The sequence below is a fragment of the Actinokineospora terrae genome (assembly GCF_900111175.1).
Taxonomy (GTDB): domain Bacteria; phylum Actinomycetota; class Actinomycetes; order Mycobacteriales; family Pseudonocardiaceae; genus Actinokineospora; species Actinokineospora terrae.
On the sequence record NZ_FOGI01000007.1, the window covers coordinates 462,509 to 483,095 of the forward strand.

General features: G+C 71.6%; 20 protein-coding genes. 9 read left to right on the forward strand and 11 right to left on the reverse strand.

Annotated features, from left to right (window positions below; all coding sequences use genetic code 11):
* Position 1: 1 nt before the first annotated feature.
* Positions 2–2,512, reverse strand: coding sequence for a polynucleotide kinase-phosphatase (locus BMY07_RS18595; protein ID WP_092779885.1), 2,511 nt, complete (start codon positions 2,510–2,512; stop codon positions 2–4).
* A complete protein-coding gene (locus BMY07_RS18600; protein WP_092779887.1) occupies positions 2,513–3,853 on the reverse strand; it encodes a 3' terminal RNA ribose 2'-O-methyltransferase Hen1 in 1,341 nt (446 codons plus the stop codon).
* A gap of 59 nt (positions 3,854–3,912) precedes the next feature.
* Between BMY07_RS18600 and BMY07_RS18605 the strand changes: the two genes are divergently transcribed.
* Entirely contained in the window at positions 3,913–5,907 is a 1,995-nt protein-coding gene (locus BMY07_RS18605) for a thioredoxin domain-containing protein (RefSeq protein WP_092779889.1), read from the forward strand.
* Positions 5,904–6,200: a hypothetical protein gene (locus tag BMY07_RS18610; RefSeq protein ID WP_092779891.1), complete on the forward strand. Its 297-nt coding sequence runs from the start codon at positions 5,904–5,906 to the stop codon at positions 6,198–6,200. Before BMY07_RS18605 ends, BMY07_RS18610 begins: the two co-directional genes overlap by 4 nt.
* Here BMY07_RS18610 and BMY07_RS18615 read toward each other — a convergent pair.
* A complete protein-coding gene (locus BMY07_RS18615) occupies positions 6,197–6,727 on the reverse strand; it encodes a GNAT family N-acetyltransferase (RefSeq protein WP_092779893.1) in 531 nt (176 codons plus the stop codon). The two genes, BMY07_RS18610 and BMY07_RS18615, sit on opposite strands and share 4 nt — an antisense overlap.
* 74 nt (positions 6,728–6,801) lie before the next feature.
* Here BMY07_RS18615 and BMY07_RS18620 point away from each other — a divergent pair, with 74 nt between their 5' ends.
* Entirely contained in the window at positions 6,802–7,305 is a 504-nt protein-coding gene (locus tag BMY07_RS18620; protein ID WP_092779895.1) for a hypothetical protein, read from the forward strand.
* A gap of 39 nt (positions 7,306–7,344) precedes the next feature.
* On the opposite strand, the gene BMY07_RS18625 is transcribed toward BMY07_RS18620, so the two are convergent.
* From BMY07_RS18625 to BMY07_RS18640, 4 genes are read right to left on the reverse strand one after another with little or no spacing between them, the layout of a single operon-like run.
* The gene (locus BMY07_RS18625) at positions 7,345–7,545 is read right to left on the reverse strand and encodes an exodeoxyribonuclease VII small subunit (RefSeq protein WP_092779897.1); all 201 of its coding nucleotides are present in this window, start codon (positions 7,543–7,545) and stop codon (positions 7,345–7,347) included.
* Positions 7,542–7,913 carry a sugar ABC transporter substrate-binding protein gene (locus BMY07_RS18630; protein ID WP_092779899.1) on the reverse strand — a complete coding sequence of 124 codons (372 nt, stop codon included), beginning with the start codon at positions 7,911–7,913 and terminating at the stop codon, positions 7,542–7,544. The genes BMY07_RS18625 and BMY07_RS18630 overlap by 4 nt, the downstream gene beginning before the upstream one ends.
* Positions 7,914–7,921: 8 nt before the next feature.
* Positions 7,922–9,160, reverse strand: coding sequence for an exodeoxyribonuclease VII large subunit (gene xseA / locus BMY07_RS18635; RefSeq protein WP_092779901.1), 1,239 nt, complete (start codon positions 9,158–9,160; stop codon positions 7,922–7,924).
* Positions 9,157–9,705, reverse strand: coding sequence for a lipid droplet-associated protein (locus BMY07_RS18640; RefSeq protein ID WP_092779903.1), 549 nt, complete (start codon positions 9,703–9,705; stop codon positions 9,157–9,159). Before BMY07_RS18640 ends, xseA begins: the two co-directional genes overlap by 4 nt.
* 184 nt (positions 9,706–9,889) lie before the next feature.
* Here BMY07_RS18640 and BMY07_RS18645 point away from each other — a divergent pair, with 184 nt between their 5' ends.
* Positions 9,890–10,852 (forward strand): 4-hydroxy-3-methylbut-2-enyl diphosphate reductase, encoded by a 963-nt coding sequence (locus BMY07_RS18645; RefSeq protein WP_092779905.1) that lies wholly within the window; start codon positions 9,890–9,892, stop codon positions 10,850–10,852.
* Here BMY07_RS18645 and BMY07_RS18650 read toward each other — a convergent pair.
* On the reverse strand, positions 10,849–11,385 hold the full coding sequence (locus BMY07_RS18650) for a DUF4245 family protein (RefSeq protein ID WP_092779907.1): 537 nt from the start codon (positions 11,383–11,385) through the stop codon (positions 10,849–10,851). The two genes, BMY07_RS18645 and BMY07_RS18650, sit on opposite strands and share 4 nt — an antisense overlap.
* Before the next feature lie 154 nt (positions 11,386–11,539).
* Between BMY07_RS18650 and glpX the strand changes: the two genes are divergently transcribed.
* Complete coding sequence (gene glpX / locus BMY07_RS18655) at positions 11,540–12,601, forward strand: class II fructose-bisphosphatase (RefSeq protein WP_092779909.1); 1,062 nt, start codon at positions 11,540–11,542, stop codon at positions 12,599–12,601.
* 206 nt (positions 12,602–12,807) lie between these two features.
* Positions 12,808–13,464, forward strand: a complete 657-nt coding sequence (locus BMY07_RS18660; protein ID WP_092779911.1) for a L,D-transpeptidase — start codon at positions 12,808–12,810, stop codon at positions 13,462–13,464.
* A gap of 79 nt (positions 13,465–13,543) precedes the next feature.
* On the opposite strand, the gene BMY07_RS18665 is transcribed toward BMY07_RS18660, so the two are convergent.
* A complete protein-coding gene (locus tag BMY07_RS18665) occupies positions 13,544–14,527 on the reverse strand; it encodes an NAD(P)/FAD-dependent oxidoreductase (protein WP_092779913.1) in 984 nt (327 codons plus the stop codon).
* Positions 14,528–14,641: 114 nt separating this feature from the next.
* Between BMY07_RS18665 and BMY07_RS18670 the strand changes: the two genes are divergently transcribed.
* Positions 14,642–16,033 (forward strand): class II fumarate hydratase, encoded by a 1,392-nt coding sequence (locus tag BMY07_RS18670; protein ID WP_092779915.1) that lies wholly within the window; start codon positions 14,642–14,644, stop codon positions 16,031–16,033.
* Here BMY07_RS18670 and BMY07_RS18675 read toward each other — a convergent pair.
* On the reverse strand, positions 15,939–16,988 hold the full coding sequence (locus BMY07_RS18675; RefSeq protein WP_092779917.1) for a DMT family transporter: 1,050 nt from the start codon (positions 16,986–16,988) through the stop codon (positions 15,939–15,941). The genes BMY07_RS18670 and BMY07_RS18675 overlap by 95 nt on opposite strands.
* Between BMY07_RS18675 and pdxR the strand changes: the two genes are divergently transcribed.
* A complete protein-coding gene (pdxR, locus tag BMY07_RS18680) occupies positions 16,987–18,369 on the forward strand; it encodes a MocR-like pyridoxine biosynthesis transcription factor PdxR (RefSeq protein WP_092779919.1) in 1,383 nt (460 codons plus the stop codon). The two genes, BMY07_RS18675 and pdxR, sit on opposite strands and share 2 nt — an antisense overlap.
* Here the strand turns inward: pdxR and BMY07_RS18685 are convergent.
* On the reverse strand, positions 18,356–18,538 hold the full coding sequence (locus BMY07_RS18685; RefSeq protein WP_092779921.1) for a hypothetical protein: 183 nt from the start codon (positions 18,536–18,538) through the stop codon (positions 18,356–18,358). The genes pdxR and BMY07_RS18685 overlap by 14 nt on opposite strands.
* 125 nt (positions 18,539–18,663) lie before the next feature.
* Here BMY07_RS18685 and BMY07_RS18690 point away from each other — a divergent pair, with 125 nt between their 5' ends.
* A complete protein-coding gene (locus BMY07_RS18690) occupies positions 18,664–20,175 on the forward strand; it encodes an ATP-dependent DNA ligase (RefSeq protein WP_092780079.1) in 1,512 nt (503 codons plus the stop codon).
* Positions 20,176–20,587 lie beyond the last annotated feature (412 nt).

Below are 20,587 nucleotides of genomic sequence, written 5' to 3' on the forward strand. Positions count from 1 at the left end.
CTCACAGTCTTGGGTCGACCGGCTCCGACTCCAAGGCCAAGACGGCGAACACGGCCTCGTGCACGCGCCAGAGGGGTTCGGCCTTCACGAGTCGGTCCAGGGCTTCCAGGCCCAGGGCGTACTCGCGCAGGGCCAGGGAGCGCTTCGGGCCGAGTTTGCGGTCTCGGAGGCGGCTGAGGTGGTTGGGGTAGTCCGGGCCGTAGACGATGCGGAGGTAGTCGGGGCCGCGGACCTTGAGGCCGGGGAGGGTGAGTTTGCGGCCGGTGCGGACGAAGTTGGCGGCGGGTTTCACCACCATCCCCTCGCCGCCCGCCGCGGTCATCGATTCCCACCAGGCCACACCGGCGGCCACCGACTCGGCGCTGGTCGGGTCCACCTCGAGCCGCGCGGTCGTCGTGAACAGCCCGGGGTCGGCCGCGTGTAGCCGGTCGGCGATCGCCAGGTGCCAGGTGTGCGGGCGGTCGTGGTACGTGGTGCCCTCGCTGGCCAGGACCTGGAACGGCGCCAGCCGCACGCCGTCGAGTCCGGCGGTCGGCAGGCAGTAGCGGCGGTAGGCGTCGCGGAAGGCCGAGGCGTTGGCCAGGCGCGCCGAGGTGCGGGACAACAGGTCGCCCACCGGCACGCCCCGGTCGACCGCGTTGCCCACTGCGGACAGGGCAGCCGGTAGCGCGGCGTGGGCGGCGGCACCCACGGCGGCGAACCGGGTGGTGATCAGGTCCATCGCCTTGGCGCTCCACGGCAGCAGTTCCGCGTCCAGCAGCAGCCAGTCCGTGTCCAGTTCGTCCCACAGGTCCGCGACCGCCGCCCGGACCCGGTGCAGCAGCGCCGCGGTCGTCGCCTCGTCGAAGAACGGCCGCCCGGTCCGCGTGTAGACGGCCCCGTCGCCCTCCACCGCGAACCGCCGGGGACCGACCGCCGCCGAACGGGTCACCAGCACCACGGCCCGTGACCCCATGTGCTTCTCCTCGCACAGCACCGGCAGCGACCCGAACCCGGCGAACGCCTCCCGCGGGTGCTCCAGGACGTCCCCGTCCCGGTGCGTCTCCGCGGGTGCCATCGTCGGCGGCAGGTACACCAACCACCGCGGGTCGACCGAGAACCGGCTCATCACCTCCAACGCCGCCGCCGACTGCTCGCCGCGCACCGTCACCGCGCCCTGCGCCCACGTCTGCACGACCCGGCGCCCCATGACGTCGTCCAACGTCAGCGCGGTCGGCTCCCGATCGGGCAGCGGCGCCACCAGCGGGCGCACCGGCTCGTACCAGACCTCGTGCGCCGCAACCGAAACCAGCTCGCGCTCCGGGTACCGCAGTGCCGTGAGCTTGCCGCCGAAGACGCACCCGGTGTCCAGGCACATCGTCGAGTTGACCCACTCCGCGTCGGGCACCGGCGTGTGTCCATACAGGACCATCGCGCGCCCCCGATAGTCCCGCGCCCACGGGTACCGCACCGGCAGCCCGTACTCGTCGGTCTCCCCGGTGGTCTCCCCGTACAGCGCGAACGACCGCACCCGCCCCGACGCGCGCCCGTGGAACTCCTCCGGCAGACCGGCGTGCGCGACGACCAGCGCGCCGCCGTCGAGCACGTAGTGCCCGATCAGGCTGTCGCAGAACGCCGTCGCGCGCTCGACGAACTCCGGTGGCTCCGCCGCCAGCTGCTCCAGCGACTCGGCCAGCCCGTGCCGCACCGTCACCTGCTTGCCGCGCAACGCCCGCAGCAGCTTGTGCTCGTGGTTGCCCGACACCGCCAGCGCCGAGCCGGACTCGACCATGCCCATCGCCAGCCGCAGCACGCCCGGTGTGTCCGGGCCGCGGTCGACCAGGTCGCCGACGAACACCGCGCGCCGCCCGGCCGGGTGCGCCGCGCCGACCGCGCGCCCCCGCTCGTCGCGGTCGATGGCGTACCCCAGTTCGCCGAGCAGCTCCTCCAGCTCCACCCGGCAGCCGTGCACGTCGCCGATCACGTCGAACGGCCCGGTCTCGCCGCGCCGGTCGTTGCGCAGCGGCTCGACCACGATCCGCGCCGCGTCCACTTCGGACTCCCCGCGCAGCACGTGCACCCGCCGGAAGCCCTCCTTGGCCAGCGACCGCAGCGACCGGCGCAGCTCGGTGACCTGCCGGTGCACCACGTGCGCGCCGAAGTCCCGGTCCGGCCGGTCGGCGTTGCGCCGCACGCACACCGACTCCGGCAGGTCCAGCACGACCGCGACCGGCAGCACGTTGTGCTCCTTGGCCAGCCGGATCAGCGCGGCCCGCGGCCCCGGCTGGGTGTTCGTCGCGTCGACCACCGTGACCAGACCGGCCCGCAAGCGCTTGCCCGCGATGTAGTGCAGGGCGTCGAAGGCCTCGGCCGACGCGCCCTGGTCGTTCTCGTCGTCGCTGACCAGGCCGCGGAAGAAGTCGCTGGAGAGCACCTGGGTCGCCGCGAAGCGCGTGCGCGCGAAGGTCGACTTGCCGGAGCCGGAGGCGCCGATCAACACGACCAGCGCCATGTCCGGGATGGTGAGGTCCATCTACGCCTCCTCCGTGCTGAACACGGCCAGCTGGGTCGCCGGGCCGAGGTCGGGGTCGACCGGGCCGACGGGTCCGAATCGGACGGTGTAGCCGGTGCGCGCGGCCACCGCGCCCGCCCACTCCTGGAACTGCGCCCTCGTCCACTCGAACCGGTGGTCCGGGTGGCGGTGCTCCGCCTGTCCGAGCAGCGGGTTGTACTCGACGTTCGGGGTGGTCACGACGACGTGCCTCGGCCGGGCGACGCCGAACACGACCCGTTCCAGCGCGGGCAGCCGAGCCGGGTCGACGTGCTCGACGACCTCCATCAGCACCGCCGCGTCGAACCCGGCCAGCTCGGGGTCGGTGTAGGTCAGCGACGAGTGCCGCAGCGACACCCGGGACCTGGCCCGGTCCGGCAGCTTGGCCAGCCGCCGCTGCGCCGCGTCCAGGGCGCCCGCGGACACGTCGGTGCCGAGGATCTCGGTGAACGCCGTGTCCGCGACCAGCCGCTCCAACAGCGCGCCACCGCCGCAACCGAGGTCGAGGACCCGACGCGCGCCGACCTCGTGCAGCGCGGCGACCACGGCCTCCGCCCGCAGCGCCGCCAACGGCCGGTGCGACGGTGCCTGCTCCTCCGGCAGCGTGCCGTCGAGTTCGGACAGCTGGGTGAGCGCGTCGCGCACGTACCCGCGCTGGTGGGCCAGGTAGCGGCGGCTCACCAGGTCCCGCTCGGGGTGGCCGGGCAACCAGTCGCCCCCGGCGCGGACCAGCTTCGCGACCTCGTCCTCGCCGACCCAGTAGTGCTTGGTGTCGTCGAGCACCGGCAGCAGCACATAGAGGTGCCGCAGCGCGTCAGCCAGCCTGAGCCGACCGGTGAGCCTCAGGTCCAGGAACCGCGAGTCGCCCCAGGCGGGGAACGCCGGGTCCAGCGGCACCGGGGTGGTCTCGACCTGCCAGCCCAGCGGCGCGAACAGCCGTTCGGCCAGGTCAGCGTCACCCTGGTGCGCAACGGCCGGTAGGTGCACCACCAGCGGGATGGCCTGCTCGGCCAGCTCTGGACGCGCGTCGCAGCGACCGTTCATCGCCGTGCGGAACACCGACCCGATGGCCACGGCCATGAGCGACCCGGACGCGTAAGGCCGGTCATCGACGTAACTGCTGCCGGGGCGGCTCTTGGCCAGGGTGATCGGGTCGACCTCCAGCAGCAGCGCCGCCGTGCACACCGACTCGTCCGCTTGTGGGTAGAACACGTGCGCGGTACCGGACGCGATCGCGAAGGACTGCGCCCGGTCGGGGTGCTTGAACAGCAGGTAGCCCAGGTCGGTCGCCGGGCGCGCGGTGGTCGAGACGGTCAGCAGCACGTCCGCGAGTGTGGCAAACCCGAGTACCCGCCGACACCTCGGTTTGAGAGGCTGGGGGCATGGCGAACCGGCTGCAGGACTCGACCAGCCCCTACCTGCTCCAGCACAAGGACAACCCGGTCGACTGGTGGGAGTGGGGCACCGAGGCGTTCGCCGAGGCCGCTCGCCGCGACGTCCCGGTGCTGCTGTCGGTCGGCTACGCGGCCTGCCACTGGTGCCACGTGATGGCGCACGAGTCGTTCGAGGACGCCGCGACCGCCGCCCTGATGAACGCCCACTTCGTCAACATCAAGGTCGACCGCGAGGAACGCCCCGACGTCGACGCCGTCTACATGACCGCGACCCAGGCCATGACCGGGCAGGGCGGCTGGCCGATGACCGCGTTCCTCACCCCGGCGGGCGAGCCGTTGCACTGCGGCACCTACTACCCGCCGACCCCGCGCTCCGGCATGCCGTCGTTCCGCCAGCTGCTGACCGCCGTGCACGAGGCCTGGTCGTCGGGCGATGACGAGGTGCGGCAGGCCGGTGCCCGGGTCGTGGCCGAGCTGCGCGAGCAGACCGGGCCGATGGAAGCATCCGTTGTGGACTCTTCGGTGCTCGCAGGCGCGGCGACATCGCTGCTGGGGTCCTACGACCGGGTCAACGCCGGGTTCGGGGGCGCGCCCAAGTTCCCGCCGACGATGGCACTGGAGTTCTTGCTGCGCCACCACGAACGCACTGGTTCGGTGGAGTCGCTGTCCATTGTGGAGACCACCGCGCTCGCGATGGCCGATGGCGGGCTCAACGACCAGCTCGCAGGCGGCTTCGCCCGCTACAGCGTGGACGCGGGCTGGGTCGTGCCGCACTTCGAGAAGATGCTGTACGACAACGCTTTGCTGCTGCGGCTCTACGCCCACCTCGCCCGCCGGACCGGCGCCGACCGGTACCACGAGGTCGCCAGGGACACGGCCGGGTTCCTGCTGCGCGACCTGGGGACGTCTCAGGGTGGGTTCGCCTCGTCGTTGGACGCGGACACCGAGGGCGTGGAGGGGGCGACCTACGTGTGGACCCCGACCCAGGTGGTTGAGGTCCTGGGAGCCGAGGACGGCGGGTGGGCCGCTGAATTGCTGGGCGTCACCGAGGACGGCACGTTCGAGCACGGGGCGTCCACGCTGCGGTTGATCAGGGCGGTCGACGATCGGGCCAGGTGGGAGCGGGTGCGCGCGGCCCTGGTCGAGGCCAGGTCCAGGCGGCCGCAGCCCGGTCGTGACGACAAGGTGGTCACCGCGTGGAACGGGCTGGCGATCGCCGCGCTGGCCGAGGCGGGCATGGCACTCGGCGAGCCGTCGTGGGTCGCGGCGGGGGAGCGGGCGGCGTCGTTGCTGCTCGACCTGCACCTGGTCGACGGCAGGCTCCGGCGGACATCGCGCGACGGTGTCGTCGGCGCGGCGGCCGGGGTGCTGGAGGACTACGGGACTCTCGCGGAGGCGCTGTTCGTCCTGCACCAGGCGACGGGCGCGCTTCGTTGGCTGGACGCGGGATGCGCGTTGCTGGACACCGCGCTCGCGCGCTTCGCCGACCCCGCGGCTCCCGGCGCCTACCACGACACCGCCGACGACGCGGACGCCCTGGTGTGGCGTCCCGGCGATCCGGGGGACAACGCGAGCCCATCCGGGGCTTCGGCGTTGGCCGGGGCGTTGCTGCTGGGCGATTCCCTTGCCGGACATGGGCGCGGGTACCGGGAGGCCGCGGAGTCGGCGCTGTCCCGCGCGGGTGTGCTGGCTTCGCGCGCGCCCCGGTTCGCCGGGCATTGGCTGACCGTCGCGGAAGCCATCGCCTCGGGACCGGTCCAGGTCGCGGTCGTCGGCCCGGATCGCGAATCCCTTGTCGCTGCTGCTATCGCGCATGCCCACGGCGGCGCGGTCGTGCTGAGCGGGGAGACCGGAGCGTCGCCGTTGTTGGCGGACCGACCCGCGGTTGATGGGCGTGCGGCTGCTTACGTGTGCCGGGGGTATGTTTGCGACCGTCCAGTGACCACAGTGGACGAACTGGTCGCGGCCTTGGAGAACGTGTGAGCGAGATCTGGCGCCTGCTGCGCGGCACCGACCTGGTCGGCGAGATCACCATCACCGACCGCGACTTCCCGTGGCTGTACGGTGATTTCACCGCCCACCCCGGCTTCGCCGAGTTCCAGCCGCTGTTCGCCCAAGAGCTGGAACTCCTCAACGCCGACGACGACCACGAGGCGTGGGAGTCGGTCTACGAGAAGGTCACCGGCTCCCTGGCGCTGGTCTCCCCGGACGGCCCGGTGACCCACTTCCTGCTGCACGTCGACGGCGCCGAGGCCTGGTTCCGCTACATCGCCTAGTCGACCAGCTCGCCGTGCAGCAGGCTCATGACGATCATGTCGTGCAGTTCGCCGTCGCGGCGGAAGTACTGGCGGAGGCGGCCTTCCTCGACGAAGCCGACCTTGCGGTAGAGGTGGCGGGCGGGTTCGTTGTCGGCCACCACGAAGAGCTGGATCGCGTGCAGGCGCATGTCGTCGAAGCCCCAGCGGCACACCAGGCGCAGGGCCTCGCCGCCGTAGCCCTTGTTCCAGGTGTCGGGGTCGCCGAGGTAGATGTCGAGTTCCGCGCGGCCGGTCTCCGGGCGGGCGTCGCGCAGGGCGATGTAGCCGACCAGGCGGGACTCGGCGATCGTCTCGATGGCGAAGCGGCAGCGCTCGTGGCTGTTGGCCGGGAGGTCCGCGAAGCGCTTGCGCAGTTGCGCGCGAGACTCCGGGTACGACGTCTCCATCCAGCGCATGGCGTGCTCGTCGTGGTGCCACCGCCAGAACGTGTCGGCGTCCTCCGGCTCGATGGCGCGCAGCCGCACCCGTTCCCCGATCAGCGTCATACCCCCACCCTAAATCGGCCCACCACCGGTTTTGCAGGTGTAACGTTGTAATCAGGTAAGCGAGAGGAGCCGTCATGTCCGACGACGTCACCGCCTGGTTCACCGGGCGGCTGCCCGACACCTGGTTCACCGAGAAGCCCGCCATCACCGTCGACCGGGAGGAGATCCTGCTGGTCGGCACCCTGCCGCCGCTCGCCGAGCAGTTCCAGGACGAGGCCGCGACCGCCGCCGCCGAGTCCGGCCGCATCGCGCGCTGGCGGGAGGAGACCAGGGACCACCGCATCGAGATCGCCCGCCAAGCCGAGCACCGCTACGGCCGCAAGGTCGCCTGGGGCGCCCGCGTCGGCGGCACCGAGGAACTGTTCACAACCCTCTCGGTCCCCGTCATGACCCGCCTGCGCCAACCAGAACGCCGAACCCTCGACACCCTCGTCGACGCAGGCGTCGCCCGCTCACGATCCGAAGCCCTGGCCTGGGCCGTCCGCCTGGTCGGCAAGCACGCCGAGGAATGGCTGGCCGACCTCCGCACCGCCATGACCACGGTCGAGGACCTGCGCACCAAGGGCCCCAACCTCTAACCGGGCCAAGGGCCTCTTACCACTAGCGCGCCGTCGGGGTCAGTCCGTGGCCTCGGCGGCCGCCAGGGCGGTTTCCACGCGTTCTCGGGCGCCTGCCAGGTGGCGGTCGCAGATCTTGGCCAGGGACTCGCCGCGTTCCCAGAGGGTCAGGGACTCCTCCAGCGGCAGTCCGCCCGCTTCCAGTCTCGCCACCACCGCGGCCAGTTCGTCTCGTGCCTGTTCGTAGCCGGGTTCGGTCACCGTGTGGGGCTTTCCTGTCGGATGCGGGCGAGGGCGGCGGCCACCGCCTGGTCGTAGCCGATGAAGGCCTCGGCGAAGTCCTCGCCGTCGCGGTCGGCGACGGCTTCCTCGATGCGGCAGCGGGCCTCGTCGATCCTGCCGCGGTTGTTGTCGGTCGTGTACGCCGCCGCGGCCGCCGACAGTTCGCGCAGGCGGGTGGGCAGCTGGTGGCGGCCGGGGGCGTCGCAGCCAGCCAGCAGCGCGGCCCAGCACTCGGCGGCGGCTGAGTCGGCGCGGCGGACGGTGGCCTGGACCACCCCGGTGGCGCACACCCGGCCGACCGTGGACAGGGTGAGCGGGAGGAACGTCGGTTCGCGACAGGTCCGCATCGGCAGGATCAGCCTCCTTCGCCCTCCCGGCCGCCGGTGACGACCGCGTGCAGTGCGCCGTCGGCGAGCCGGATGCGGACCTCGACGCCCTCGGCGACGTCCTCGATGGAGCGGAGAACCCGGGGAGTCCCGTCGGCATCGGTGTGCTGTACGACCGCGTACCCTCGGGCAAGGGTGGCGGCTGGCCCCAAGGTCGTCAAGCGGGCTTTCGTCGCGTCCAGCGCTGCCCGCTCCTGTGCCAACCGCGCCAGCAGCGCCCGGCGACCCCGCTCGAGCAGCGAATCCACCTGCTCCGCGCGCCGCACCAGCGGGGTGATCGGGTCGGCGAGCACCGGTCGGCTGCGCAGCTGGGTGAGCAGCCGGACCTCGCGATCCACCCATCCGTGCAACGCCCGGCGGGCCCGGTCGCGCAGCTGGCGGACCCTGGCCGACTCCTCCGCCACGTCCGGGACCACCCGTTTGCCCGCGTCGGTCGGCGTCGAGCAGCGCAGGTCGGCGACGTGGTCGAGCAGCGGGGTGTCCGGTTCGTGCCCGATCGCGCTCAGCACCGGCGTGCGGCAGTCGGACACCGCGCGGCACAGCGCCTCGTCGGAGAACGGCAGCAGGTCCTCCACGCTGCCGCCGCCGCGGGCGATGACGATCACCTCGACCTCGGGGTCGCGGTCGAGCACCCGCAGCGCGTCCAGGATCTGCGGGACGGCCAGCGCGCCCTGCACCGCCACGTTCTCCACCCGGAACCGCACCGCGGGCCACCGGGCGCTCGCGTTGGCCAGCACGTCCCGCTCCGCCGCCGACGCGCGACCGGTGATCAGGCCTACCTTCGCGGGCAGGAACGGCGGCTTGCGCTTGCGCCGCGGGTCGAACATGCCCTCCGCGGCCAGCAGCCTGCGCAGCCGCTCGATCCTGGCCAGCAGCTCACCGATGCCGACCGCGCGGATCTCGTCGGCGCGCAGCCTCAGCGAGCCGCGGTTGAGGTAGAAGGTGGGCTTGGCGTGCACGACGACCCTGGCGCCGTCCGACAGCGGCGGCTCGTGCTCGCGCAGCATCTGCGTCGAGCAGGTGACCGTCATCGACACGTCGGCGGCGGGGTCGCGCAGGGTGAGGAACGCGGTACCGGTGCCCGGGCGGGCCGAGATCTGCGTGACCTGGCCCTCCACCCACACCGTGCCCAGCTTGTGCACCCAGTCGGCGATCTTGCGGGCGACCGTGCGGACCGGCCACGGCTCCTCGGCGGTGGGCGCGCTCACGTGGCGGGGGTGTCCCGCAGCGTGGCGAGCCTGCGGGTGAGCATGCCGACGTACGACGGGCGGTTCTCGGTGGCGCGCTCGTGCGCCAGCAACTCCTCCAGCGCGGCGACGTCGAACCCGCGCAGCCGGGCGCGCAGCTGCGCCAGCGACAACTCCCCGTAGTTCGGCACCGACGCGGGCCCGACGACCACCGGCACCTCATCGGACTCGACCGCCTCGACCACGACCGGCGCCGCGGTGTCCTCTTCGGCCAGGTCGACAGCCGCCGGGGCGGCGGTGTCCTCGTCGACCGCCTGGTCGTCGAGGTCCTCGTCGAAGGTCGCCCACTCCGGCTCGTCCTCGACCGGGCGCAGCGCGGCGATCGCCTCGTCGCCCTTGATCGCCAGCTCGGTGACCTGCTGCTGCACCCGCATGGACACCTGCAGCGCCTGGCTGGCCACGGTGACCGGCAGCCCGGCGATGCGGGTGGGCAGGTCGCGGGCGTGCTCAAGCGCGGTGGCGGCGAGCCCCGCCGCGACCCGCAACGGCAGCGGGAGTGACTTCATGCTTCCTAGCCTGCCTGAATCCACCCGATCTGCACAGTGACTCGCCCGCCCACCGCCCGCAGACTCGCCCGCCCACCGCCCGCAGACTCGCCCACCCACCTGTCCTGGGCCGCCCGTCCCCTGTGACCCCACGTACACCCCACCGAACAGGAGAGTCACCGCGAGCGCCCGTACCCTGGACGGCATGAGCGCCACCACCAAACGCGTCCTGCTGGCCAAGCCGCGCGGCTACTGCGCCGGTGTCGACCGCGCGGTGATCACCGTGGAGCAGGCACTGGAGACCTACGGGCCACCGGTGTACGTGCGCAAGGAGATCGTCCACAACAAGCACGTGGTCGAGACCCTGCGCGACCGCGGCGCCATCTTCGTCGACGAGGCCGACGAGGTGCCCGAGGGCGCGCTCGTCGTGTTCTCCGCGCACGGGGTCTCGCCCGCGGTCCACGACCAGGCGGCCCAGCGCAACCTGCGCACCATCGACGCCACCTGCCCGCTGGTCACCAAGGTCCACTTCGAGGCCAAGCGGTTCGCCAAGGACGACTACGACATCCTGCTCATCGGCCACGAGGGCCACGAGGAGGTCGAGGGCACCGCCGGTGAGGCGCCCGACCACGTGCAGCTCGTGGACACCGCCGAGGACGTCGACAAGGTCGTGGTGCGCGACCCGTCGAAGGTGATCTGGCTGTCGCAGACGACGCTGTCGGTCGACGAGACCCTGGAGCGGGTCGACCAGCTGCGCGAGCGCTTCCCGGACCTGCAGAACCCGCCGAGCGACGACATCTGCTACGCCACCTCCAACCGCCAGACCGCGGTGAAGGCCATGGCGCCGCAGTGCGAGCTGGTGATCGTGGTCGGCTCGCAGAACTCGTCGAACTCCAAGCGGCTGGTCGAGGTCGCGCTGCAGGCGGGCGCGAAGGCCTCGTACCTGGTCGACTTCGCCAAAGAGGTCGACGAGTCCTGGTTGGACGGTGTCAGCACGGTCGGCGTCACCAGCGGCGCCTCGGTGCCCGACATCCTGGTGATGGACCTGGTGGCCTGGCTGGCCGAACGCGGCTACGGCGAGGTCGAGGAGATCACCACGGCTGAGGAGAAGGTCACCTTCTCGCTGCCCGCCGAACTGCGCAAGGCGCGCAAGGCCGCCGCCAACTAGTCGACGGCCCCGGCCAGCAGTCTGAAGTCGTCGGCGGTGGCGTTGCCGGTGATCAGCAGTCGGACGCCGGAGACGTCGGCGACCCAGGCCTGTTCGTCACGGCGGCCGGGGAAGACCGTCCACTGTGTACCGTCGACCGTCACCGCCTCCGTGGCCAGGCCCAGCGTGCCGGTCTCGGCGGCGACCAGGTCGGTCAGCTGCGCGTCGGACTGGCTGAGCTGGATGAAGTGGTCCGGCGTCAGCCACCCGGCCCGCACCACGCGGCCGGTCGGCTCGACCGACCCGCTGCTGAGCGAGTTCCCCTGCCAGCCCGGGGGCACCGCGGGCACCCGGACCTTGAACGGCGCCTGCGCGCGCGAGAGCCCCGCGGCGACGTCGACCCTCGGTGCCGAGGCCGGGTCGGCCTGCGGCGCCCCCGGGCTGAACGTGCACGCCCGGAACAGCAGCAGCGGGATGCCGACCATGAGCAGCAGTGCCAGCATCGACAGCAGGATGTCGCGCGGGCCGTGGGTCAGCCGGTTGCCGGAAGCCATTCGCCCATAATCGCAACCCGCCCCGCCGCCCCCGCACGCACACCGCGTGACGAGCAGCACGGTCGTCGCCGTAAGCAGGTACACACCGTGGTCTGGGAGGATGCGGATTGGTCTGCACAGCTCGCAGGCTGCCCGCGCCGATCCGGGAGGCAGTATGAACACTCCGACCACCACTTCGACGCCCGCGCGACGCCGGGAGGCACCCGACCGCAACCTGGCGATGGAGCTGGTCCGGGTCACCGAGGCCGCGGCGATGGCGGCGGGCCGCTGGGTCGGCCGCGGCGACAAGAACGGCGGCGACCAGGCGGCGGTCGACGCGATGCGGATGCTGATCGGCACCGTCACCATGCGCGGGGTCGTGGTGATCGGCGAGGGCGAGAAGGACGAGGCGCCCATGCTGTTCAACGGCGAGGAGGTCGGCAACGGCGACGGCCCCGACTGCGACGTCGCGGTCGACCCGATCGACGGCACCACGCTGATGGCCAAGGGCATGCCCAACGCCCTCGCGGTCCTCGCGGTGGCCGAGCGCGGCGCCATGTTCGACCCGTCCGCGGTGTTCTACATGGAGAAGCTGGCGGTCGGCCCCGAGGCGGCCGACGTGGTGGACATCACCGCCCCGGTCGCGGAGAACATCCGCCGGGTCGCGCGCGCCAAGAGCACCGACGTCTCCGACGTGACGGTCTGCATCCTCGACCGGCCCCGGCACGACAGCCTGGTCAAGGAGGTCCGCGAGGCGGGCGCCCGGATCCACTTCATCTCCGACGGCGACGTCGCGGGCGCCATCTCCGCCGCTCGCCCGAACACCGGCGTCGACCTGCTGCTGGGCATCGGCGGCACTCCGGAGGGCATCATCGCCGCCGCTGCGCTCAAGTGCATGGGCGGCGCGATCCAGGGCAAGCTGTGGCCCAAGGACGACGCCGAGCGCGGGCGGGCCATCGACGCGGGCCACGACCTGGACCGGGTGCTGCTGACCGACGACCTGGTGCGCGGCGACAACGTGTTCTTCTGCGCGACCGGTGTCACCGACGGCGACCTGCTGCGCGGCGTGCACTACCGCTCCGGCGGCTGCACCACCCAGTCGATCGTGATGCGCTCGAAGTCCGGCACGGTCCGCATGATCGACGGCTTCCACCGGCTCACCAAGCTGCGCGAGTACTCGTCGGTCGACTTCGACATCGACTCCTCCGAGACCGACGCCATCCCGCCGCTCCCGTAGTCCCCATCCGCCTGTCCCCACCCGCCAGTCCCCGCCTGCCGCCCGTGGGGTCGTCGAACCCCACGGGTGTCCGGGTCCATTCGGGTTCGTTCGAGCCACCGGGTAACGGATCGGTCGCGGTGGACAACCCTGAGTGGTCCCCGGTCGTCATCCTTGTCGACGGGGTGTCTACCCAGACGCCCGCTGGGGTAGTCGAGGAGCGAGACATGAAGGTCAACCGGCTGATAGCGGGCGCGGTGGTCGCCGCGGCCGCCCTGCTGGCCACGGCGTGCGGCACCGGGGATGCCGCCCCGGCCGCGCAGCAGGTCCAGGCCGCGACCACGACGACCACCACCACGGTCGCGCCGACCACGACCACCACTACTACGACGGCGGCCCCCACTACGACGACCACCACGGTGGCGCCGCCGGTGACGACAACGACGACGAAGAAGAAGCCGCCGGTCACCACGACCACCACGAAGAAGCCCAAGCCGTCGACCACGGCCAAGCCCGCGCCCGCCCCGGTCGAGGGTGTTCCGTGCGCGGCGACGGTGTCGGCCTGCATCGACCTGTCGGCGAACCAGTCCTGGCTGCTCAAGGACGGCAAGGTCGTCCTCGGCCCGGTCCCGATCACCCACGGCCGCGCCGGCTACCGCACCCCGGTCGGCACCTTCAAGGTGGGCTGGAAGGACATCGACCACAAGAGCCGCGAGTTCAACGACGCCCCGATGCCCTTCTCGGTCTTCTTCAACGGCGGCATCGCCTTCCACCAGGGCAGCCTGAAGGTCCCGAGCCACGGCTGCATCCACCTCTCCGCCTCCGCCGCGAAGGCCTACTTCAACGGCCTCTCCGTCGGCGACACGGTCCAGGTCGTGGCCTGACAGTTCTTGCGATAAGACGCGGCTCTTACGACAAGAGGCGGCGGAGAACATCTCCGCCGCCTCTTTCGTGTCCTGGTCCTTATTCCGCGTTGCTGGAGTGCCCCGGGAACAGGTGCGCGTCGGGGTCGAGCGCTACGGCGATGTTGTTCACCGCGGTCGCCGCCTCGCCGAAACCGGTCGCGATCAGCTTCACCTTGCCCGGGTAAGCCGCCACGTCACCGGCGGCATAAACCTTGTCTCTAGCCGTGCGCATCGTGGAGTCGACCGTGATGGAACGGTGGTCGATTTCCAGCCCCCACGAGTCGATCGGGCCTAGGTCCGCGGTGAAACCGAGTGCGGCGACCACTGCCTGCGCAGGTAGTACCAACGTCTCCCCGCCAACGGATAGCTCTACCTCGTGCAGGCCGTCGTCATCGCCCCGCAGGTCGGTCACCTGGGCGTCGGTGATGATCCGGACGCCGAGGGCCTCGACCTGCCGGACGGTGGCGGGCATGGCGCGGAACCTGGCGCGGCGGTGCACGAGGGTCACCGAGGTGGCGATCGGGTGCAGGGCCAGGGCCCAGTCGAACGCCGAGTCGCCGCCGCCGACGATCACCACGTCCTGGCCGCGGTGCACCTCCAGGCTGGGCACGAAGTGCACCATCCCCCGGCCGAGCCAGCCGGATCCGGCGGGCAGCGGGCGCGGGGTGAACTCGCCGATGCCCGCGGTGATCAGCACGGCCCCGGTGTCGACGACCGTCCCGCCGTCGAGCTCGACGTGGAACCGGTCCTCCACTTGGGACAGCGTGAGCGCGCGGCGGCCGAGCAGGTAGGTGGGTTTCCACTGGTCGGCCTGCTCGACCAGGGACGTCACCAGGTCCCGGCCGCGCACCGAGGGGAACCCGGCGACGTCGAAGATCTGCTTCTCCGGGTACATCGCGGTGATCTGCCCGCCGGGTTCGGGCAGCGAGTCGACCACGGCGGTGCGCAGGTCGCGGAACCCGGCGTAATAGGCGGCGAACAGGCCGGTGGGGCCTGCGCCGATGATGACGAGGTCGACTTCGGTGGTGGTGGGAGCGGTCATCGGGGTACCTGCCCTTCCACGTGGTGGGCGTCCGGCACCCACCCTATTGCCGCGAACCGGGGTGTGGGGAAGCCGACCATGCCGTCGACTGGCGGGGCGACGACACTGGCGGGCATGGGCGAGTTCCGCATCGAGCACGACACCATGGGTGAGGTCAGGGTCCCGGCCGAGGCGCTGTGGCGGGCGCAGACGCAACGGGCCGTGGCGAACTTCCCGATCTCCGGGCGCGGCCTGGAACGGGCGCAGATCCGCGCGCTCGGCCTGCTCAAGGCCGCCGCGGCGCGGGTCAACGGCAGGCTGGGGGTGCTGCCCGCCGACGTGGCCGCCGCGATCGCGGCCGCCGCCACCGAGGTCGCCGAGGGCGCGCACGACGAACACTTCCCGATCGACGTGTTCCAGACCGGCTCGGGCACCTCGTCCAACATGAACGCCAACGAGGTCATCGCGACCCTGGCCAGCCGGGCGCTCGGCCGCGACGTGCACCCCAACGACCACGTCAACGCCTCGCAGTCGTCCAACGACACCTTCCCGACCACGCTGCACCTGGCCGCGACCGAGGCCGTGGTCACCGACGTCATCCCGGCGCTGGAGCAGCTCGCGGCGGCCGTCGAGGCCCGCGCGGCCGAGTGGGGCGAGGTCGTCAAGTCCGGCCGCACGCACCTGATGGACGCGGTGCCGATCACCCTGGGCCAGGAGGCCGGGGCGTGGGCGGCGCAGGTCCGCTACGGCGTCGAGCGGCTCCGGTCCGTGCTGCCCCGGCTGGGTGAGCTGCCGATCGGCGGGACCGCGGTGGGCAGCGGGCTCAACGCGCCGCGCGGGTTCGGCGCGGCGGTGTCGGCGGAACTGGCCGAGGTGACCGCGCTGCCGGTGACCGAGGCGCGCGACCACTTCGAGGCGCAGGCCACCCAGGACTCGGTGGTGGAGGCGTCCGGGCAGCTGCGCACGGTCGCGGTGTCGCTGTTCAAGATCGCCAACGACCTGCGCTGGCTGGGCTCCGGACCGCGCACCGGCCTGGCCGAGCTGGCCCTGCCCGACCTGCAACCGGGCTCGTCGATCATGCCGGGCAAGGTGAACCCGGTCATCCCCGAGGCGACGATGATGGTGGTCGCCCAGGTCATCGGCAACGACGCCGCGGTGGCGTTCGCGGGCAGCCAGGGCAACTTCCAGCTCAACGTGATGCTGCCGGTGATCGCCCGCAACGTGCTGGAGTCGGCGCGGCTGCTGGCCGCGGTGGCCAGGCTGCTGGCCGAGAAGGTCGTCGCCGGGGTAGCGCCGGACGTCGAGCGGCTGCGCGAGTACGCCGAGGGCTCGCCGTCGATCGTGACCCCGCTCAACGGCTTCCTGGGCTACGAGGAGGCGGCCTCGATCGCCAAGCAGTCGCTCAAGGAGCGCAAGACCATCCGCGACGTCGTCATCGAACGGGGTCACGTGGCGGCGGGGAAGCTGACGGAGCAACAGCTGGACGAGGCGCTCGACGTGCTGCGGATGGCCAAGGGGAACGGGTAAGCAGGCCGATCACGCAGCCCGCCCCTACTACTACGACACCCGCCACGCCCGTCAGCGTCAAGCTCTGGGAGCCGACCGCGATCGACACAGCCAGTCCTGCCGCGGGCATCACCCCGATGAGCACTCCGGCGCGGTCGGCCCCCAGGACGTTCACGGCCTGGTACCAGATGACGAAAGCGACGACGGTCAACACAGCGACGACCGATAGCGCTGTCCACTCGCGATTGGTCGGTGTCTGCCATGGCTCGTAGACCACGGCCAGGCAGGCACCGACAACGGCCGCGATGATGTGGCACCACAACGCCACGGAAAGCCCGCCGAGCCTGCCGACAACCCTTACCGCGAACAGGGTGAAACCGGCCTCGCACAGCATGGTCAGGACCGCTAGCAGCAACCCAGGGCCCTCCCAGCTACCGCCGCCGGACAGCACAACCACGCCCGCGACGACCACGGCCGCTCCTACGAGCGGCTGCGCGGACGGCCTGCGCTTGGCCATGAGCGGCGCGACGACCGCCAACACGAGCGGGCTGCCGCCGAGGACGGCCGCGACCAGGCCGGGTTCGGCGTGGTGCTGGGCGGTGATCATGAAGGCGTTGAAGCCGAGCATGCCGACGGCGACGATCGCCAGCAGCGCGGGGACGTCCCTGGCCTTCGGGGCCGTGAGCGGCACGCGCCTGGCGAGCGCCCACGCGGCGAGCAGGATCGCGCCGACGCCGTAGCGCGCCGACTGGCCGGTCAGCAGCGGGTAGTCCACGAGCATGCCGGACAGCGGGACGGAACCGCCGATCATGGCCGAGGTGAGCAGGCCTGCGCCGATGGCCAGGCGGTAGCGGGAGGTGGGCACCTGCCCAGCGTCGCCCGGAAGTGGACCCGACAACAGCTCCACTTCGCGGTATGTGGACTGGTCCACTTGCTCGTGCCGGTCCGGCCGGGGTGGCCCGTAGGCTGGGGACATGTCCTCCTTCCGCGAGTTGCTCGTCCCCGGCCTGGCCGAGGTCGGGCGCGGTCAGCGTGGTCGCGCGCTAGAGGCAGCGGTGCGAGCCGCGATCCGCGACGGGAGGCTGCCGCAAGGGACGCGGTTGCCGTCCACACGCGACCTAGCCGTGCAGCTCGGCCTGTCGCGGGGGACTGTCAGCTCCGTCTACGCCCAACTCGTCGCCGAGGGGTATCTGCGCGCGAAGCACGGCTCGGGGACGACCGTGGCCACCACGCCCGCGAGTTCGGAGGCAGCGTCACCTCCGCCGGTGAAGACCCAGACTCGGTGGCGCTATGACCTCCGGCCAGGCGTGCCCGCTCTCTCGGCGTTCCCCCGGTCCGAGTGGCAGGCGGCGATGCGAGCGGGCTTGGCGACACTGACCGACGACGACCTGGGCTACCCGGACCCGGCAGGTCTACCGGCGTTGCGCACCGAGCTCGCCGGCTACCTGGGACGTGCCAGGGCGGTCGAGGCGGCCGATGTCGTCGTCACGCACGGCGTCGCGGAGAGCCAGTCGCTGATGGCGCAGATCCTGCGGGCGGACGGTCACCGGACCATCGCGGTGGAAGATCCGACCCACCCTGGGGCTGCGGAGGCTCTAGCGGCGCACGGGTTGCGGCCGGTTCCGGTGCCGGTAGACGAAGACGGCATGCGGGTGGACCTGTTGCCGCGCACGGGGTGCCGTGCGGTGCTGGTCACCTCGGCGCACCAGTTCCCTCTAGGCGTCGTCCTGAGCCCCCAGCGTCGGCGAGCCTTGGTGAGCTGGGCACGCGAACGCGACGGGTATGTCCTAGAGGACGACTACGACGCCGAGCACCGGTACGACCGGCCAGCGGTAGGGACAACGCAGGTTCTTGACCGCGACCGGGTCGTCTACCTCGGCAGCGTCAGCAAGGTCTTGGCGCCCGCGATCCGGCTGGGGTGGATGGTCGTCCCCGCCGCGCTGCGGGACCGGGTGGTCGACCACAAGCGCCTGTCGGACCTGGGCTGCTCCCCGATGCCCCAGGCCGCGTTGGCACATTTGCTGCGCTCTGGCGGGTACGACCGACACCTGCGCCGCAGCCGTCAGCTCTACCGGCGTCGTCGCGACGCGCTGCTCGCTGCTGTCGCGGGTGAACTACCGGACTGGCAGCCGCACGGCGTGGCCGCGGGGTTGCACCTGGTGCTACGGCTTCCCGAAGGCACTGACGACCGGGCGTTGCAGGTCGAGTTGGCCAGGCGCGGGATCAACGCACCGGCGCTGTCCGGGTACGCGCTGTCGACCAGTCCCTTCCCCGGGCTGGTGCTCGGCTACGCGGCCCTGTCGGTGGACCGGCTGCGCGCCGCGGTCGCGGAGATCGCCTCGGTCAGCGCGCTCTGACCATCCACTGTGGAGAGCGCAGCGGGGACGCCTCGGTGGCCTGGTGCACCGGTGGCGGTATCGGGATCGCGATCCGGCTCCTGGGTTCGGCGCTGGGCGGTGTGCGGTCGGCACACCCGGACAACACCGCGGCGGCCAAGGTGAGGACTGCGGCGAGGATGAGACGCATCAGGAGGGCTCCACTGGGTACGAGGGGCTCATCCAGGTAGACGCGCGGGTGTGGCCGGGGTTGGGTCCGGTTCCGATCTTCTTTCGGCTGCGGTTGTCAGTGCACCGGGGCACCATGGGCACATGCTGACCCTGACCGATGTGGTGGCCGCCTCCGCCGAGGTGGGCGGCACCCGGTCGCGCCTGGCCAAAGTCGACACCCTCGCTGCCGTGCTGCGCCGCGCCTCGGCCGAGGAGATCGCCCCGCTCGTCGGGTTCCTCACCGGCGCCCCCGTCCAGGGCCGGATCGGCACCGGCTGGCGGACGCTGGTGGCGCTCGACCACCCGCCCGCGGCCGCCGCCACGCTGACCGTCACCCAGGTCGACACCGCGCTGACGGAGCTGGCGCGGACCACCGGCAAGGGCTCCACCGCCACCCGCCGGGCGCTGCTCGACGACCTGTTCGGCGCCGCGACCGAGCCGGAGAAGGCGTTCCTGATCGCCCTGCTCACCGGCGAACTCCGCCAGGGCGCCCTCGAAGGCGTCATGCTCGACGCGGTGGCCAAGGCAGCGGAGGCCCCGATCGCCGCCGTCCGCCGCGCGTTCATGCTCTCCGGCCGCCTACCCGCCACCGCCTCGGTAGCCCTAACCGGCGGCGACTTGGCCGCTATCGGTCTTGAACTCCACCGCCCGGTCCGCCCGATGCTGGCCTCGCCGGGGGAGTCCCTCGCGGACGCGCTGACCCAGCTCACCCCGTGCTCGGTCGAGTACAAACTGGACGGCGCGCGGATCCAGGTGCACAAGACCCCCGACCGGGTGACGATCTACACCCGCTCCCTGCGCGAGATCACCGACAGCGTCCCCGAGCTGGTCGCCCTGGTCCGCGCCCTGCCCTGCACCACGGCGGTCCTCGACGGCGAAACCCTGGCAATCACCGACGACGGCCGCCCCCGCCGCTTCCAGGACACCATGAGCCGCTTCGGCAGCACCGCCGAGGAACAGGTCAAAGCCCTCCTGCTGCACCCGTTCTTCTTCGACTGCCTCCACCTGGACGGTGCGGATCTGATTGATCGACCACTCCGCGACCGCCTATCCGCCCTGCGCACCGCAGTCGGTCAGCACGTCATCCCGGGTGTGGTGGACCCATCGCCCGAGGAAGCCGAGGACTTGGCCGCCCGCGCCCTGTCCGACGGCCACGAAGGCGTGATGGTCAAGGACCTGTCCTCGGTATACGCCGCAGGCCGCCGGGGCAAAGCCTGGCAAAAGATCAAACCCGTCCACACCCTGGACCTGATAGTGATCGGCGCGGAATGGGGCCACGGCCGCCGAACCGGCTACCTCTCCAACCTCCACCTAGCCGCCCGAGACCCCGACGGCGGCCCCCCGATCATGGTAGGCAAAACCTTCAAAGGCCTCACCGACGAATTGCTCCGCTGGCAAACCGAAACCTTCCCCCACTACCAATCCGCTGCTGATAGTTGGTCCATCACCCTCCGCCCCGAACTAGTAGTGGAAATAGCCCTGGACGGCACCCAACCCAGCCCCCGCTACCCCGGCGGCATAGCCCTCCGCTTCGCCCGCGTACTCCGCTACCGCCCCGACAAATCCCCCACCGAAGCCGATACCATCACCACCCTCCGCTCCATGCTGACCCCCTAACCCCTCACCCACAAACACCGATTTCTCTCCCCCAGAGTCCTGCACGATCACTGCCCCCAACGCACCCACTACGGCCGTTCGCCCTCACGTGCCCCCCGCAGGCATTGGTCCCAACGTGCCCCTCTACGACGTTGGCCAGCCACGCGCTCCTCGGAGTCGCTGGTGCCAGGCCGGCTCGATGGGGTGGACTTGTTTTGTGTGGGGGGACGGCACTCGTAGCGTCGTCCACGTGGCAGGGCCTGCTTTTAGGCCCCTGCTTTGTGGTTCTGCCCGGGTGCCGTAGGGGCCCCGCGCAAAACAAGTTCGCCCCATCGAGCAAAGCTCGAAACTCGCGCCCCGGCCAATGCCGCAGGCGAGGCGTTGATCGTCGACGCCGCAGGCGAGACCGAGAGCCAGATCCACTCAGCTCAAG